General features: G+C 62.9%; 16 protein-coding genes and 1 tRNA gene. 5 read left to right on the plus strand and 12 right to left on the minus strand.

Translation table 11 applies throughout. The features are described from left to right. Positions 1–73: 73 nt before the first annotated feature. The 4 genes from C1924_RS15595 to C1924_RS15605 form a co-directional block, all read right to left on the minus strand. Positions 74–1,618, minus strand: a complete 1,545-nt coding sequence (locus tag C1924_RS15595) for an NAD(P)/FAD-dependent oxidoreductase (protein WP_108766115.1) — start codon at positions 1,616–1,618, stop codon at positions 74–76. Further along, positions 1,615–2,085 carry a GtrA family protein gene (locus C1924_RS15600; RefSeq protein WP_108766116.1) on the minus strand — a complete coding sequence of 157 codons (471 nt, stop codon included), beginning with the start codon at positions 2,083–2,085 and terminating at the stop codon, positions 1,615–1,617. Before C1924_RS15600 ends, C1924_RS15595 begins: the two co-directional genes overlap by 4 nt. Continuing rightward, positions 2,085–4,007: a hypothetical protein gene (locus C1924_RS20365; RefSeq protein WP_159094820.1), complete on the minus strand. Its 1,923-nt coding sequence runs from the start codon at positions 4,005–4,007 to the stop codon at positions 2,085–2,087. The genes C1924_RS15600 and C1924_RS20365 overlap by 1 nt, the downstream gene beginning before the upstream one ends. Positions 4,008–4,106: 99 nt before the next feature. Beyond that, positions 4,107–4,511 (minus strand): pilin, encoded by a 405-nt coding sequence (locus tag C1924_RS15605; RefSeq protein WP_108766117.1) that lies wholly within the window; start codon positions 4,509–4,511, stop codon positions 4,107–4,109. Between the two features lie 356 nt (positions 4,512–4,867). Between C1924_RS15605 and C1924_RS15610 the strand changes: the two genes are divergently transcribed. The 4 genes from C1924_RS15610 to C1924_RS15625 all read left to right on the plus strand — a co-directional run bounded on the left by C1924_RS15610 (position 4,868) and on the right by C1924_RS15625 (position 8,779). Then, the gene (locus tag C1924_RS15610) at positions 4,868–6,127 is read left to right on the plus strand and encodes a type II secretion system F family protein (protein WP_108766118.1); all 1,260 of its coding nucleotides are present in this window, start codon (positions 4,868–4,870) and stop codon (positions 6,125–6,127) included. Between the two features lie 8 nt (positions 6,128–6,135). Beyond that, positions 6,136–6,999, plus strand: a complete 864-nt coding sequence (locus tag C1924_RS15615) for an A24 family peptidase (RefSeq protein WP_108766119.1) — start codon at positions 6,136–6,138, stop codon at positions 6,997–6,999. Positions 7,000–7,009: 10 nt separating this feature from the next. Then, positions 7,010–7,621, plus strand: coding sequence for a dephospho-CoA kinase (coaE, locus tag C1924_RS15620; RefSeq protein ID WP_108766120.1), 612 nt, complete (start codon positions 7,010–7,012; stop codon positions 7,619–7,621). Between the two features lie 105 nt (positions 7,622–7,726). After that, positions 7,727–8,779 carry an AI-2E family transporter gene (locus C1924_RS15625; protein ID WP_108766121.1) on the plus strand — a complete coding sequence of 351 codons (1,053 nt, stop codon included), beginning with the start codon at positions 7,727–7,729 and terminating at the stop codon, positions 8,777–8,779. Between the two features lie 176 nt (positions 8,780–8,955). Here C1924_RS15625 and C1924_RS15630 read toward each other — a convergent pair whose 3' ends face one another. The 8 genes from C1924_RS15630 to C1924_RS15665 form a co-directional block, all read right to left on the minus strand. Beyond that, complete coding sequence (locus C1924_RS15630; RefSeq protein ID WP_108766122.1) at positions 8,956–9,372, minus strand: hypothetical protein; 417 nt, start codon at positions 9,370–9,372, stop codon at positions 8,956–8,958. A gap of 218 nt (positions 9,373–9,590) precedes the next feature. Continuing rightward, positions 9,591–10,958 (minus strand): HAMP domain-containing sensor histidine kinase, encoded by a 1,368-nt coding sequence (locus C1924_RS15635; protein WP_108766123.1) that lies wholly within the window; start codon positions 10,956–10,958, stop codon positions 9,591–9,593. After that, a complete protein-coding gene (locus C1924_RS15640) occupies positions 10,921–11,598 on the minus strand; it encodes a response regulator transcription factor (protein ID WP_005410804.1) in 678 nt (225 codons plus the stop codon). Before C1924_RS15640 ends, C1924_RS15635 begins: the two co-directional genes overlap by 38 nt. 138 nt (positions 11,599–11,736) lie before the next feature. Next, positions 11,737–12,216, minus strand: a complete 480-nt coding sequence (locus tag C1924_RS15645) for a hypothetical protein (protein ID WP_108766124.1) — start codon at positions 12,214–12,216, stop codon at positions 11,737–11,739. Positions 12,217–12,312: 96 nt separating this feature from the next. After that, entirely contained in the window at positions 12,313–12,792 is a 480-nt protein-coding gene (locus C1924_RS15650; RefSeq protein WP_108766125.1) for a hypothetical protein, read from the minus strand. A gap of 266 nt (positions 12,793–13,058) precedes the next feature. After that, on the minus strand, positions 13,059–13,937 hold the full coding sequence (gene rimK, locus C1924_RS15655) for a 30S ribosomal protein S6--L-glutamate ligase (RefSeq protein ID WP_108766126.1): 879 nt from the start codon (positions 13,935–13,937) through the stop codon (positions 13,059–13,061). A gap of 160 nt (positions 13,938–14,097) precedes the next feature. Then, positions 14,098–14,171, minus strand: a tRNA-Gly gene (locus tag C1924_RS15660). Positions 14,172–14,312: 141 nt separating this feature from the next. Further along, positions 14,313–16,145: an autotransporter domain-containing protein gene (locus C1924_RS15665; RefSeq protein ID WP_108766127.1), complete on the minus strand. Its 1,833-nt coding sequence runs from the start codon at positions 16,143–16,145 to the stop codon at positions 14,313–14,315. 206 nt (positions 16,146–16,351) lie between these two features. Here C1924_RS15665 and thiS point away from each other — a divergent pair, with 206 nt between their 5' ends. Continuing rightward, positions 16,352–16,552: a sulfur carrier protein ThiS gene (thiS, locus tag C1924_RS15670; RefSeq protein WP_108767090.1), complete on the plus strand. Its 201-nt coding sequence runs from the start codon at positions 16,352–16,354 to the stop codon at positions 16,550–16,552. Positions 16,553–16,623: the final 71 nt, after the last annotated feature.

Below are 16,623 nucleotides of genomic sequence, written 5' to 3' on the forward strand. Positions count from 1 at the left end.
CACGAGGACCCAGCCATTGACGCCCCGAGCCTCCGCCTCCGGCACCGGAGGCGGGTTCAACAGCGGGCGACGCTTACGCCTTGGCTTCTTCGTGGTACTCGTCATCCACGTTGATGGACCACAAACGGCTCTTGTCCACCACGCCGCTCAGGATCTGGTCGGCGGCTTCCTTGGCGGTCAGCATCGAATGATCCTGGTTGTTGTAGCGGTGCATGCCATTGCGTCCCACCAGGAACAGATTCGGCACGGCATCCAGCGCCGAGCGCAGTTCGTCGAAGCGTGCGTACGCCTCCCCGAAATAGCCCGGATAGGCCTTAGGCACCCGGATGACCACGGCATCCTGAGCCGTCGCGGCGGAAACCAGCCCGATCTGCAGCATCTCGCGCTGCGCCAGCTGCTGGAGTTCAGCATCGGGCATCTTCCACAGGTCGTCGGTTTCCCGGCAGAAAAATTCCAGACCCATCCAGACCATGGATGCGTCCTTCACCATGTACGGGCTCCAGTTGTTGAAGACCTGTACGCGGCCCACGTTCACTCCCGGCTCCTGGATGTAGATCCAGTTGTCGCCGAGCGCCCGCGGCAATTCGTTGGCACGGTACAGCAACCCTACCGTGATGAAGTCGCGGTACTGCAGATTATCGGCAATGGCAGCAATGTCTTCGCCCCAGCTCTGCCGCGACGCCGCCACCAGATCGCGCACGGGCATCGTGGACACTGCGTGCGTGCAGTCCAGTTTGAACGCCTCTCCGGAAGGCCCCTGCACCGTCACGCTGCGCACCTGGCCGTCTTCCATCGCCAAGCCAACTGCCTTGTGCTTCATCAGCAGGGTGCCGCCACGCGCCTGGAACAACTGGGCGGCGGTCTCCCACATTTCACCGGGGCCATGCTTCGGATACAGGAAGTTCTCGATCAGCGATGTCTGCGCCACCTTGCCATTCAGGCCCAGCATGCCGCGCATGGCGTGGAACACTGCCTTGGTGATGGACAGGCTCTTGATGCGCTGCGCGCCCCATTCGGCACTGATCTGGTTGCAGGGCACGCCCCACACCTTTTCGGTGTATTCCTTGAAGAACTGGCGATACAGGCGCTGGCCGAAGCGGTTGATCAGAAAGTCTTCCAGACTCGTTTCCGGCTCGATCTTGCTGACCTGCGCACGCACATAGCTGAAACCAAACAGGGCGGACTTGCCGATTCCCAGGTTGCGGAAGCTGTCGGCATTCAACTTCAGCGGATAAGAGAAGAAACGCCGATTGAAGTAGATCCGTGACAAGCGGTTGCGCACGAGCATGGCCGTCGGCTCACCACCTTCAGACACGGCGGCGCCAACAGGCAGCCCTTCCCGCGCCCGCCCCTGGTAACGCAGGTTCAACGGCACATCGCCGCTGTGCTCGATGGGCATCAGGTTTGCCCACCATTGCATCACCCAGTCCGACTTCGAGAAGAACCGGTGGCCACCGATGTCGATACGGTTTCCATTGTGATTGACCGTGCGCGAAATGCCCCCCACACAGTCGTCCGCCTCGAGCACCGTCACCGTCACGCCAGGCTGACCGACCAGTTCCAGCGCCGCCGTCAACCCTGCAGGACCTGCACCGATGATTACTACATGCTTGCTCATGCCACTTCCCCTTCACCTTCCCCAAGGCCCTGACTACGATCACGCTCACGCGCGCGAAAAACGATCAACTTTCTCAGTGCAAAATTTGAAAAGAAAGAAAACAAAACCGCAATCAATCGGGCCACAAGCGCCGAAACGCCCAACCCATTGACACTTACCAGCATCACACCCTGAACGACTAGCAGTCCCACGCCTCCGATTGATACGAAGGCCAGCAATTCAGCGCACCGCGACTCCATCGAACGCTGCGAAAAGACGTACTTGATGCTAACAAGGTATGCGACCACCGACCCCGAAATGAAGCCTCCTGCTGCGGACGAAGCCCAATGAAGACCGAAACTTGAAAGCAGCAAAAATACGGAAAAATCCACAACCAGCGCCAAAACTGACGCGCACAAATAAGCAACCCCCTCCCCGACCACTCCACGAGGCAACTTAAGCCGCGCTGCTCGCAATACACTCTTCATTACGCCGCCCCGGATTGAGGGCGGACACTACCCGAGTGACCAGCAAGGATTGAGACCCAGTCACTGCATTTGTATAGATAGAGCTTTTCCAGAATCGCACCTGTATGAGGATTCCTGACCTCCCAAGTTCCGCGAATTTTCTCACGCTGATCAAATGGAAGGACAAAGTAATCGGGGCCCAAGCGCCCTTCTACTGGAGTGCACATGTGAGCCAATCCCTCTTTGGTGATGAAGCAATTACTTCCGCCCCCTACTCGACCGATCAGATCGCAGACATCCCCCTGCACCACAACCGGATCTATCTGAAGCTCACGCGTCCTGCCTATGAAAGGCGTGTCTCGGTTGAACATCTGACCCGCCAACTGAAAGCCGCTAAAGTAGTTAGCCCGCCCAAGGGACAACCAAGGCCCCAACGGACTCCTGTCAGCATCGTGCCAGTACACAACTGCCTCTTCCGGAATAAGTCGCGCAAAATCCGGCTTCTCAGTCTCCATTGCCAGCGTCCATGGACTGCGAGAATCCCAAAGTGACGCCGACCAAAGCAAAGCCAACAACGAGACCACCGAAAACCCCATTCGCAGCGCCTCGCCTGATTTTCGATAAAGCCAGCACGCAAGAACTACGAATCCGGCCGACACCAGTGGATAGGAGAAGGCAATTACATCCTGTCGAACCATGCCAGATTCTGCACCAAGCGCCGCATAAAGTAACCACGCCTTAGTCTCGTAGCGGATAAACGCAGCTATTAACGCTGCGCCAAGACCAGCAAGAACAAACACCCTAACGGCCGGGGATACATTCGCCCGAACCAGCGGCCAAATCATGTGCAGCGGAACAAGCCCCAATATTGCCCAAGGCAACGTTATCTTTGGAACGCTTGCACCAATTATGGCAATCACCACCAACAGAGCTGTAGCAACCTTATCCTTGCCAGTCGCATTCCATTCATTCCATACAATAATAGGGAGTGACGCCACAGCGACCCAGTGCAGCACCCAAAGCACGCGCCACAACTGCAAACCCGTAGGAAGCATTAAACTAAAGTAATCAGAGAACAAAGCACTGAAAGACAAGCCGATAACCCCAGAAATTATCGACGCCCTCCAAAGCCCTCGAAGTGCAGGAGATTCACCAACTGAACGACACGCAACGCTGACCAAATAAAAATCTGCAACGACAATGCACCAGTCCCTGGGCGTCCAGGCACTCAAATAGACTTGCTCGCTGAGGCCTTCAATCAACCCCCGCCATTCCGGGTCAATGCTAGTAAAAAGCCCAGAGAACGGCGGCACGCCGCAGGCAGCAAGAACCAATATCGGCAACCCGCCAAACAAGCACCAAAGCCATCGCCGATCTTGACCCACAAGCCAACACCAAACCACGACACCGACTGCAATTGCCTGCAGTGGATGAAGAAGAAATCCAACAGTCAATGCAACAAGCGCGGGAAACTTTCTTCCCCGAACCATCAATCCGATGGCAACCAGACTGAAGGCTTCCGCTATTGGCCGTGCAGTTAGAAATGGCTCTGCATAAGAAAAAATCCCAAACGCGCCGTAACCCGTCGGCATGACGATAACCGCGAGCAAGGAAAGCCATCGAAATTTTGGCGGAAATACAGCCCAAATCAAAAATGCCGTGGCGAGGTAGAAAACCACCCGCCCTACAAGCGCCAAGACCAAGAAAACCAGCGATGGCTCAAACCAGCCAAGCAGCAACCCAAGCAACTTTGGGAACAGCGTAAAGTCAGCTTGGCTACCAGCGATAAAGAACAAGTCTTTGTTGAACACTTCAGGATGAATTTCCCGAAGCCCCTGCACCAAGTAAAGAGTCGCGTCGTGCCGTATGCCCGTGTACGGCCGAATGAACAGTATCAGCGCCAGTGCGAAGCACCACGGCGCCGCTACACGCAACAACTTCATCCCCACCCCCTCAAAAACAAGCCCCGCATAGCGGGGCCTGTTGAAATACCATTTGGCTCATGCGCAATGACCCATTAACCAGGCCAACGCAATCACACCTTAACCCTGGCAGGTGCCCGGACGGTACTTCGCGTCAACGTCGCCCGTCTTACCGCAGACCCAGGTCACCTGACCATTCGACTGCAGAGTCGGGATCAGCGTGATCGTGCCAGTGGCACCCGGCACAGTGGAGGTTGCGACGATGGTGTTGCTCTTCCACTCGACGCCACTGACGAACTTAGAAGACTGGACCTCAGTCTTCCAATCGGTCGGCGGCAGCGAACCATTACCAGCGGCGTACTCCGACACTGCGGTGCGCGCAGAAGAAGCAGCCAGGATCACTTCTGCAACCTTGGCCTTCTTGGTGTAATCGCTGTATGCCGGCAGCGCAATCGCAGCCAGGATTGCGATGATCGCAATGACGATCATCAGTTCGATAAGGGTGAAGCCCTTCTGGTTCTTCATGTGTACGTCCCCAAGTTTGGTGGTGGTTGAGTTCAGTGCGCCTGGATGGTCCGGCCGGTGGCCAGATGAGCGGTTCCCGCGCCCTGCGGGTGAATCGACGCAGGTTGCGTGCCAACTCCGGCACGCCTCCCCCTGGATCTCCCCGGAGCCAATGATGGCACCAAATTCTTGTATGTGAAGCCCCCTGAACAGGAAATGCGACGAAGGCGTCAAAGTGACGCAATGCGTCACTTTGTGCCATGGCTCGCAGGAATGCTGCACACGATCACGCTGCCAACTTCCACGGACGGCCCTGAACCCGCTACCATCCCAGACAATGATGCCCGCCTGGGGAAGGCGGGCCTTGGGGAGCCAACATGTCTGTCAGTCGCAGTGCGATCAAGAAGGAACCCGTGGCGCGTAGCACCATGGAGCTGCAGCCGTTTGTCTGGGAGGGGACCGACAAGCGGGGCGTGAAAATGAAAGGCGAACAACTCGCCAAGAACGCGAACTTGCTGCGGGCGGAGCTCCGACGTCAAGGTATCAATCCGGGACAGGTCAAGATGAAGGCCAAGCCCCTGTTTGGCGCTTCAGGCAAACCTGTCAATGCAAAGGACATCGCCTTTTTCAGCCGACAGATGGCGACGATGATGAAGTCTGGTGTGCCGATCGTCTCGGCTCTGGAAATCATCGGCAGCGGACACAAGAATCCGCGAATGAAGAAGATGGTCGATAGCATCCGAACCGACATTGAGGGAGGCTCATCCCTGAATGAAGCAATCAGCAAGCACCCAGTACAGTTCGATGAGCTGTACCGAAACTTGGTTCGCGCTGGTGAAAGCGCCGGCGTCCTCGAGACTGTGCTTGACACCATTGCTTCGTACAAAGAAAACATCGAGGCCCTCAAAGGAAAGATCAAGAAGGCAATGTTCTATCCCGCCATGGTAATGGCGGTAGCGCTCTTGGTTAGCTCCATTCTACTGATATGGGTAGTACCTCAGTTCGAGGAGGTTTTCCAGAGCTTCGGTGCCGATCTGCCAGCCTTCACCCAACTGGTAGTCAACATGTCACGCTTCATGGTCAGCTGGTGGCTTCCACTATTCATTCTTCTGATAGCCATTGTTGTTGGCACGATCATGGCCTACAAGCGCTCTCAAAAAATGCAACACACGCTTGATCGGCTTATTCTCAAAGTGCCCGTGATAGGGCAAGTCATGCATAACAGCGCCATTGCGCGCTTTGCCCGCACAACTGCCGTGACGTTCAAGGCTGGCGTCCCTCTCGTTGAGGGCCTAGGAATCGTGGCAGGTGCTACGGGAAATCGCGTGTATACCGACGCCGTACTGCGCATGCGCGATGACGTGTCGGTCGGCTACCCGGTCAACATGGCCATGAAGCAGGCCAACCTCTTCCCGCACATGGTCATCCAGATGACCGGTATCGGCGAAGAGGCCGGCGCCCTGGATGCCATGCTGTTCAAAGTGGCCGAGTACTACGAGCAGGAAGTCAACAACGCGGTGGATGCCCTGAGCAGCCTGCTGGAACCGATGATCATGGTGTTCATTGGTACCATTGTCGGCGGCCTGGTCATCGCGATGTACCTGCCCATCTTCAAACTCGGCGCCGTCGTCGGCTAAAGGTAACAATGGCATTTCTCGACCAGCATCCCGGCCTCGGCTACCCCGCCGCGGCCGCCCTGGGGCTGCTAATCGGCAGTTTCCTGAACGTGGTCATCCTGCGCCTGCCCCGGCGCATGATGTGGGAGTGGAAGCGCGAGGCGCGTGAGGTCCTGGAGCAGCCGGACATCTACGACCCGCCTCCACCCGGCATCGTGGTCGAGCCCTCGCACTGCCCGCATTGCAAGCACAAGCTGTCCTGGTACGAGAACATCCCGCTGTTCAGCTGGATCATCCAGGGCGGCAAATGCCGCCACTGCAAGGCGCCCATCTCCATCCAGTACCCGCTGGTGGAGGCGCTGACCGCGGTGATGGTGCTGGCCTGCGTCTGGCAGTTCGGCTTCGGCTGGCAGGGCTTCGGGGCCATCGTGCTGACCTGCTTCCTGATCGCCCTTTCCGGCATCGACCTGCGTACGCAGTACCTGCCGGACCAGATCACCCTGCCACTGATGTGGCTGGGCCTGGTGGGCAGCATGGACAACCTGTACATGCCCGCCAAACCGGCGCTGATCGGCGCAGCCGCAGGCTTCCTCGTGCTGTGGCTGGTGGCCAGGGCCTACAAGATCGCAACCAACCGCGATGGCATGGGCGGCGGCGATGCCAAGCTGCTGGCTGCGCTGGGCGCCTGGTGCGGGCTGAAGGGCATCCTCCCCATCATCCTGCTGTCGTCGGTACTGGGGGCCATCATCGGCTCGATCTGGCTGTACGCCCGCGGCCGCGACAAAGCCACGCCGATCCCCTTCGGACCCTATCTGGCGCTGGCCGGCTGGGTGTACTTCATGTGGGGCGAGCCGCTGGTGAACCAGTATCTGGTAATGAGCGGGCTGCGCTGACCCTGCCGCCATGAGCCGTTACGTGGTTGGCCTGACCGGCGGCATCGCCGCCGGCAAGAGCGAGGTGACCCGGCGCTTCGAGGCGCTGGGCATTGTGGTGGCCGACGCGGACCTCGCCGCCCGTGCGGTGGTTGCGGCCGGCAGCCCGGCCCTGGCCGCCATCGCCGAGCGCTTCGGTGCCGACATGCTGCTGGCCGATGGCAGCCTGGATCGGGCCCGCTTGCGGGCTCATATCTTCGCCGACCCGGCCGAACGGGTGGCCCTGGAGGCGATCACCCACCCGGCCATCCGCCAGCTGATGCAGCAGCAGTGCGAGCAGGCCACCAGCCCCTACGCGCTGGCGGCCATTCCGCTGCTGACCGAAGTGGGCGGCCGCCAGGCCTACCCCTGGCTGGACCGCGTGCTGCTGGTCGATGCCCCGGAAGCCGTGCAGCACGCGCGGCTGATGCAGCGCGACGGTATTGATGCGGCGCTGGCGGACCAGATGATTGCCGCCCAGGCCAGCCGCGCGCAGCGCCAGGCACTGGCCGATGATGTGGTGCTCAATGATGGGCACCCGGATGACCTGCAGGCGCAGGTGGAAGCACTGCACGCGCGCTATCTGCAACGCGCCACGCGCTGAGGCAGCAGCACCGGCACGGCTGCAGCCGGCCAGGCACACGCGGCCTTCTCACGCATCCGGCTAAGGTCTCGCGCCTGTCATTGCGCCAGCCTGTGAGACCGCCCCGTGCCCAACGCTTCGCTTCGTTCCTATACCGCCCGCGTGGTGGTCACCTTGGCGCTGGTCGCCCTCGGCCTGCTGCTCTGGCAACTGTCGCAACTGGTCCTGCTGGTCTTCGGGGCGGTGGTGGTCGCGGCCCTGCTGCGCGCCATCATGGGTGTGGCGCTTCGGTACACAGCGCTGTCGGAAGGCTGGGCGCTGGGCCTGACCGTGCTGCTGCTGGTGGTGCTGTTCGGGCTGGCGATGTGGCTGTTCGGGTCGCAGTTGAGTGCGCAGATGGCCACCCTGCGGCAGACGCTGCCAGCCGCCTGGGAAAACTTCCAGACTTGGCTGGCGGACAGTCCGATCGGACCCACGGTCCATGAGTTGACCCAGAACGCCCAATCCAGCGTATCGACCATGGCCGCGCGCGCCGGATCACTGGCGATGTCGGCCACCGGTGGCGTGGCCGACCTGTTCCTGGTGCTGATCGGCGGCATCTATCTTGCGGCCCAGCCCGCGCTGTACCGCACCGGACTGCTGAAGCTGCTGCCGACGCGGCAGCGTCCGGCCGTGGACGACGCATTCCACGCCAGCGGCAATGCATTGAAGGCCTGGCTGGGCGGCCAGCTGCTGGCCATGGCCGTGGTCGGCCTGCTGACCGGGCTGGGGCTGTGGGCGCTGGGCGTGCCGGTCGCGTTCGGGCTGGGCATCATCACCGCGCTGCTGGATTTCGTACCGATCGTTGGTCCCATCCTGGCAGCGGTACCCGCCATCCTGCTGGCCTTCACCGTCAGCCCGGAAATTGCGTTGGCCACGGTGGCATTGTTCGTGCTGGTGCAGCAGGTGGAGGGGCATCTGCTGCAGCCCCTCATCCAGCAGCGTGCGGTGGACCTGCCGCCTGCCCTGCTGCTGTTCTCGCTGTTCGGCATCGGCTCGCTGCTGGGCCCGGCCGGCATACTGCTGGCCGCGCCGCTGACCGTGGTGCTGTATGTGCTGGTCAAGCGCCTGTATGTGGTTGAGGCCCTGGGGACGGCGACGCCCATCCCCGGCGACCCCGCGACCACGAAGGCCCGGTAGATCCACGCCATGCGTGGATGACCGCACCGGCGGTGCGGACCAACGGTCCGCACCCACCAACCACCAACCACCGACCACCGACCACCGACCACCATCTACCACCCACCGCTTGATTGCCGGTGCAGCGCCCGAGTCAATGCACAACCGCCGAGAAGCAGTCGAGCATGGGCTCGACGCTACTGGAGCGTCGACTCCCCACGGATCCGCTCCGCATGCAGCTGCTGCTGCACGTGCCGGGTCAGCTCGCGGGTGGCCACCAACAGTCCTTCCATCGTCTCTGACGGCACGGCCTGAAGCGGGCCGCCGCGCGTCCGCGCGATGTGCGCGGCATGCATCAGCCGGGCCAGCGTGCTGATGCCGGAAACGGTACGCCTGAGACTGGCGGCCGTACCACTCTGCTGGGTGGTCAGCCCGGCACGTTCCGCCGCCTGCGCAGTGGCCCGGTCGGCCTCCAGTTTCTCCTGCAGGATGGGCATCAGGTCTCCGGGATCCTTCAGGACGCCTTCGATGCGTTCAGCGACCTCCGCGGATAGAAAGTCGATCGAATCGCCGATCAGCTGGTGCAGGTTGGGGTAATCAGTGCGGTGTGACATGGCCAAGGCTCCTTGCAGATGACAGGGCATCTGGCCATTCGTGCGGGCGAATGTCAGGAGGCAAATGCGTCAGAGCGGACAGTGCAACGGGAACGAATCGATTTCCGCCGACGACACCCAGCAACATGCACGCCGGTTACGACAGTAGATCCACGCCATGCGTGGATGACCTCAAGCCCCAGTAGATCCACGCCATGCGTGGATGACCACTGCATCGCTCAGAACGGCTTCGGCGAGAACGTCAGGGTCGCGATGACGCCACGATCCCCCCCAGGGCGCACGCTTACCTGCCAGCCGTACAGGTCGCACAGACGGCTGACAATCGACAGGCCGATACCGCCGCCCTGCGAATGACCCGCATGGGTGCCGCGATAACCACGCTGGAACAGCTTGGCGGCATCTTCCTCGCTCAAGCCAGGTCCACTGTCAGTCACAGAGACCGCATTACTGCTCACGTGCACGCGCACGCTGCCGTCCTGCGAGTACTTCACGGCATTGCCGATGAGGTTGCCCAGCGCCACCGACAGGGCCGCCTCCGGGGCGTCGATCACCAGATCGCGCTCGCCTTCCAGCACCAGCTCCAGCGGCTTGCCACCCAGCTGCGCACGGTGCGCATCAAGCAGTTGATCGGCCACGCGGGCGACATTGCTCGTGCCCTGCCCGCGCTCATTGCGCGACAGGAGCAGCAAGGCGCCGATCAGATCGCTGCACTGCTGTTCGGCACGCTGGATGCGCTGCAGGCGCTGCAGCACCTTCTCGTCCAGGCCGGGCCGGGTCAGCAGCAGTTCGGTGGCGCCACGGATCACCGCCAGCGGCGTGCGCAGCTCGTGGCTGACGTCGGCATTGAACTCACGATCACGCTGCACCACTTCGGTCAGGCGCGAGGAATAGTCGTCCAGGGCCTGCGCAAGCTGCCCCACCTCGTCGTCGGGGAAACGCGGTGCCAGCGGCTCGGGCTCGCTCGTGCCACCGCGGTAGGCGCGCAGCCGCGCCGCCAGGTCGGACACCGGTTTCATCACCTTCGACGCCGACCACCAGCCCAGCACCAGCGACAACAGGCTGAAGAACAGCACCGACAGCACCAGCGCGCGGTTGAGCTGCTGCCCACCGCGCACGCTGTCGGTCATGTCATAGGCGAGGAAGAACCAGGCGTCGGGCGTCTTGCGCACGGCCAGCTTGTACGAGTACTGCTCACCGTGCTCGTCACCGGTGACCGTATGGATGCCGTCGTTGAATGCCGCCCACTGCGCACGCTCTTCCCGCACCCGCTCGAACTTGTCCTTGGGGTAGGCGAATGCGCGGATCTGCTGCACCGGGAGGTCGGGGCTGCGCAGCGGGTCCTCGTAGTACCGACGCGCGTACTCGTCGATGTTGCGGTTCATCACGTCTTCCACCAGCTGGGTTTCCACGCGCATGCGGGCCCAGTTGGTGGCGAACGCGAACAGTGTCGTCAGGCAGAAGCCCAACAACACGAAGGAGACGATGATTCGACTGCGCAGGCGCCGCCGATAGGGCGTGCGCCGACGCTCACCCTTGGTTGCCACCGAATCAGGCTTCCGGGGTGGCGATGCGGTATCCGATGCCATGGCGGGTCTGGATCAGCGGCACTTCAAACGGCTTGTCGACCACCGCGCGCAGGCCATGGATGTGGACACGCAGGGAATCGGAATCGGGCAGTTCTTCGCCCCATACGCGGGTTTCCAGCTCCTGGCGGGTGACCACGGCCGGAGCGGCTTCCATCAGCGCCTGCAGGATCTTCAATGCGGTGGGGTTGAGCTGCAGCAGCTTGCCCTGGCGGCGTACTTCCAGCGTGTCCAGGTTGTATTCCAGATCGCCGGTTTCCAGAACGCGGGTCTGCACACCCTTGCCGCGGCGCGACAGGGCGTTGAGGCGCACTTCCACTTCCTGCAGGGCGAACGGCTTGATCAGGTAGTCATCGGCACCCGAATCGAACCCGGCCAGCTTGTTGTCCAGCGAATCGCGCGCGGTCAGCATCAGCACCGGGGTCTGCTTGCGGGCCTCGTTGCGAAGCTTTCGGCAGACTTCGATGCCATCCATGCCCGGCAGGTTGAGATCCAGCACGATCGCGTCGAACTCGTGCACCACGGCCAGATGCAGGCCGGTGACCCCGTCAGCAGCGAAGTCCACCGTGTGCCCCCGATCCTCGAGGTAATCGCCAAGGTTGGCTGCGATGTCGCTGTTGTCTTCGATTACGAGAATACGCACTGTGACCTCTGGTTCAGTAAGGGTCGTCGGGGATGCCCACCCACTCAGGATGCGCCTGAGCAGGTGGACGCCACGTCTACCTGCTGAACGATACAGGTAGCAGTCTTAACATTTCGTGCGGGACACTTACGGCCCTGCTCACGGCCTGTAATTGTTGAGGGCCGGGCTGTCGCGCAGTGCCTTGCGGCCGGCTTCTTCGGCCTCGCGCCGCTGCGCTACCGTCATGCATACCCGCTGCGGCATGTTGCTGCCCGTGGAGCGCTCGCGACGGCAGACCATGCGGCTGTCGGCGCGGGCCTGAGTCAGGATCGTGTTGACCTTTTCCTGATCGTTGAAGATCTCGACGCGGGCCTGCGGACTCACTTCATCCACCCGCTGATGGTCCCCCATCTTCAGCCGGATGCGCCCCAGCGCCTGCTGCACGGTGCTTTTCTGCTCCATGCTGATCTCACTGTAATCCTCGGAACTCAGCGCTTTTTCGATGGCGGCGATCTGCTCGGCCACCGGCGCGGTTGAGTCGAGTTTGACCTCGGCGTCCTTGTCGACGCGGGCATGTGCCGTGAACGCCAAGGTCATTGCCAGGCTCAAGGCCAGGCCAAGCGTGGTCTTGCGATGCATCGTTCCCCCTCCTATCGTCCATGAAGAATCCTCGACTCTACGGCCCCGCAGGCACGCCGACAAGGGACCACCGGCAGGGTGACCGACGGCCCTCGGTCAGCGTCCCGCGGGCGGCGGCGAGAGGGTTTTGTAGCTGCGCTCATCGTTGAGCAGCGCCTTGCCCTTCTCCTCGATCCGGCGCCGCTCAGCCACGGTCAGGCAGCGGCTTTTGGGCATGTTGCTGCCGGTAGTGCGGGTGTGCTGGCAGACCAGCCGGCTGTCCGCGTGGGCGCGGGTGAGGATGGTGTTGATCCGTTCCTGGTCGTTGAACACCTCGTTCTGGACCGCCGCAGGCAGTTCCTGCACCGTCCGGTGGTCACCCATGCGCAAAGTGATGCGCTCCAGCGATTGGCGGACCTGGGCCCGGTCGTCGGCTGAAATCTCAGCGTACTCGCCATTGTCCAGCGCCTTTTCGACCTGGCGCACCTGCTCGGCCAGCGGGGCCTGCCGATCCATCTGGATCGCGGGCTTTTCCGATGCAGCCAGGGTGGCCGCGGACACACCCAGCAACAACACGATCATGGTGATGCGGTACATCGCCAACCTCCCGATCCATCCCGGAACGAAGGCCCAACTCTACGAGCCGCCCTGCCCCGCCACAAGGGACCAACGGCAGGGCCGGCCAGGGGCTGCGGGCATAAAAAAAGACCCAGGCGGTCTAGCCGCCTGGGCCTGAAGTCGTATCCCGATTACCGATCCTGCTGAGAGGCAGAGCTGCGGTTCGCTGAAGCCTACGCCGGCACCGATTAAAGCCGTGTTAAACGCCGCCGGGAATCTTCATGAAATCCACAACCAATTGATAATCAAGGCTTTTTAATCTTCTCGACATGCGCAATGATGCGCGCGGCCACATCCACCTGGCAGGCCGCCTCGATGCCCTCCAGGCCCGGCGTGGAGTTGACCTCCAGCACCAGCGGGCCGCGCTCGGAGCGGATCAGGTCGACCCCGCACACCGTCAGGCCCAGCGCCTTGGCCGAGCGCACCGCCACCTGCTGTTCAGCCCGGCTGGCTTTGGCCGGCACCGCCGTGCCCCCGGCATGCAGGTTGGAGCGGAAGTCCCCTTCCGGGGCCTGCCGTTGCATCGACGCCACGACCTGATCGCCCACCACGAAGCAGCGCAGGTCCGCGCCCTTGGCCTCGCCGATGAACTCCTGCATGAGGAAGTTGGCGTACAGGCCGCGCAGGGCCTCGACGATGCCGCGTGACGCGCTGGCCTTTTCGGTGAGGATGACACCGCGCCCCTGGGTGCCCTCGTTGAGCTTCACCACGTGCGGCGGCGGCCCGAGCATGGACAACAGATCGACCGTATCGTCCGGGTTGTCGCCGAACACGGTGACCGGCATGTCGATGCCCTTGGCTGCCAGCAGCTGGTGTGCGCGCAGCTTGTCGCGCGAACGCAGGATCGCGTCGGACGGATTGGGTGTGCGGGCGCCCATCAGCTCGAACTGGCGCAGCACGGCCGTGCCGTAACGGGTGATGGAGGCGCCGATGCGCGGAATGACCACATCCACGCCGGTCATCGGCCGGCCCTTGTAGTGCATGGAAAAGCCATCGGCCGCGATGCGCATGTAGCAGCGCAGCGGGTCGAGGATGCGCACGGTATGACCGCGCGCGCGCGCCGCTTCGACCAGCCGGCGGGTGGAGTACAGCGAGCTGTTGCGGGACAGGATGGCGAGCTTCATCGCGGCGGCAGTGGACGGCAGGCGCGCAGCATAGCGCGGCGGCGTTGCGGCGGGATGATGCTGCCGGCACGGGCGTGTCGGCGTGGTCCGCAGCGGATTCGCATGGCGGGCATAAAAAAAACCCCGGCAACGGCGCGGCCGTTACCGGGGTTCTGAAAACTGGAGCGGGCGATGGGAATCGAACCCACGTCAGTAGCTTGGGAAGCTACAGCTCTACCATTGAGCTACGCCCGCAGTGCAGGGTGAAAGTCTATGCGGAGCGGCCGGTGTTGGGCAATGGGGTCGGAGCCCTTTCCTGGCGGAAAGGGATCCGACCCCTAGCGCGTTGGGGTCAGATCCCTTTCCGCGAGGAAAGGGCTCTGACCCCGTTCTGGATCAGAAGCTGCCGCTGAAGCTGGCGAACAGCGTCGCATCCTGCGCACGCTTCTGCAGGGTGGTGGCGCTCAGGCCGATGTTGCTCTGCAGGCCGAACAGTTCCATGCGCGCGCCGAAAATGGCGGTTGCATAGTTCTTGTCGAAGTCCATGCCCGGCACGCGGTACATGCCCACGTCCGGCAGGCTCTGCACCCATGCGCTGGCCTGCTTGGTGTCCTCGAACTCGTGGTCGTAGGTCACCTGCACGTACGGCTTCACGCTGCCGCCATCGAAGCGGGCCTGCCAGCCGATGCGGCCGACGGTGGAATCGACGTCCTGCTTGCCGTAGCCCAGGGCCGTAGCCAGGGTGTTGGCATCGGCGGTTTCGGTGTAGCCGTCGATCTTCACCTTCTGCCAGATCACCGAGGCGATCGGGCCGTGGCGGAAGCTGCCCTCGGTGCCGAACTCGTAACCGGCGTTCAGGGCTGCGGTCAGGTTGCTGCCATCCGGCGAGCCGCCATGTTCGCGGGTGGCCGGGCCGAGCTGGACCTTGCGGTTCACGTCATAGGACAGCCAGGTGTAGCTGACCTGGCCGTTCACCCACATGCGGTCGCCGTACCAGCCAGCGAACAGACCGGCGGTGGTGTCCTTCTGGGTGAAGTCGCCACGGCTGTTGCCGAAGTCGGCGTCCATGCGGCCGAAACCGGCGAAGCCGCCGACGACCATGCCGTCACGCGCCCAATCGATGCCGAACAGGCCGGCCGGGGCCATGCCGTCATAGACATCGGCGTGGTCGTAGCGCTGCATGTCACCACGCACGCCACCCCACCAGGACATGCCATCGGCCGGACGGCCGGCCTGGTGCAGGCTGACCTGGTCGGCACGCGAGCGACCGATGGTCTGCGCCGAATGGGTCAGGATCTGCTGCAGGCGCGGGCCTTCCAGGATCGAGATGGCGTACTGGCCCAGCATCTGGTGCGCGGCCGAGGTCGGGTGCACGTCATCGGCGAACAGATAGGTGCTGGCCGCATTCGGGGTGGCGTAGGCCAGCGGGCTGCAGGTCAGCGACGAGGCCACCAGGCAGGCGCGGCCGGTGACGTTGCTGAAGCCGTACATGCCCGGGTTGGCGATGATTTCGTGCAGCAGGGTGTAGGTGTCGAGCGGGATGAACTCGATGCCGGCCTGCTTCAGGCCACCGTACAGGGCGTTGTTGTACGCCTGCGACAGGGCGGTGCCCTGCGCCTGACCGGCCGCGCCGCGGTCGATGAAGCCCGGGGTGATGCCGACGTCGGGCAGGTTGGGCACCATCACGTACTGCGCACCGGCCTGCTTGAGGCTGGCGACGATGCCGACCTGGGTGGTGACGGCTGCACCGATCACAGCCGGCGCCTGGGCCGGGGCGGTGATCGAGAACAGATCATTGGCGCCGCCCCACACGGTGTACAGCGCGTTCGGGTCGGCCTTGCCACCGTTGGCGGCCAGATAGTTGGCCATCTGCGTCTTCAGCGACGGCACGGCCACGTTGCCGAAGGCCGGCTGGGTGAGGTCGGTGCCCACGCGGGCGCCACCCACGGCGTAGTTGTCACCGGTCTGGCCGTTGCCGTTGGGGCTGGCATTGGTGCCGTAGTAGTCGGCGACGAACTGCGACCATTCCCAGCCGGGGTTGGTGGTGAACTGGCCGGTGACCGGGCGCACGTCGGCCGGCAGCAGCGGGCGGTAGTAGCCGCTGTCGGTCAGGCTGTCGCCGAAGAACACGGTGCGGGTGAAGGGGGATTCGCCTGCCATGGCCGGCAGCGCCGCGAGCGCGATCGCGGCCGCCATCAGGGAGCGGATCGGGCGTTTGCTGAGCAGCATGTAAAAACTCCTGGGGGAAATGTTGGGGATCCAGCGCACACGTACGCCGGCGCACGGTGAATGGTTTCACCGTGCTGCCGATTGCTCACGCTGCGCCGCCGCATGAATTGTCGCCCGATCCCCGGCTGACAGGGTGTGCTGGAGGTGGCGTGCGGGCCAGGATGCAACTGTTCCGATCCCGACGGGCCATCGGCGACAATGCCCGCATGAACATCCAGCTCAATGGCGAACCCCGCACCCTGCCCGCTTCGGCGACCGTCCTCGACCTGCTTGCCGCCGAGGCGCTGCTGCAGCGCCGGGTGGCGGTGGAAGTGAATGGCGGGATCGTCAGCCGCAGCCGCCATGGCGAGCACGTGCTGGCCGAAGGCGACATCGTGGAGATCGTGCACGCGCTGGGCGGCGGTTGAGGTACCGGGGTCGGATCCCTTCGCTGCGCGGAGGGCTCTGACCCCGAACCCTCACGCTACGGGTCAGAGCC

The sequence above is a fragment of the Stenotrophomonas sp. ESTM1D_MKCIP4_1 genome (genome assembly GCF_003086895.1).
Classification (GTDB): Bacteria; Pseudomonadota; Gammaproteobacteria; order Xanthomonadales; family Xanthomonadaceae; genus Stenotrophomonas.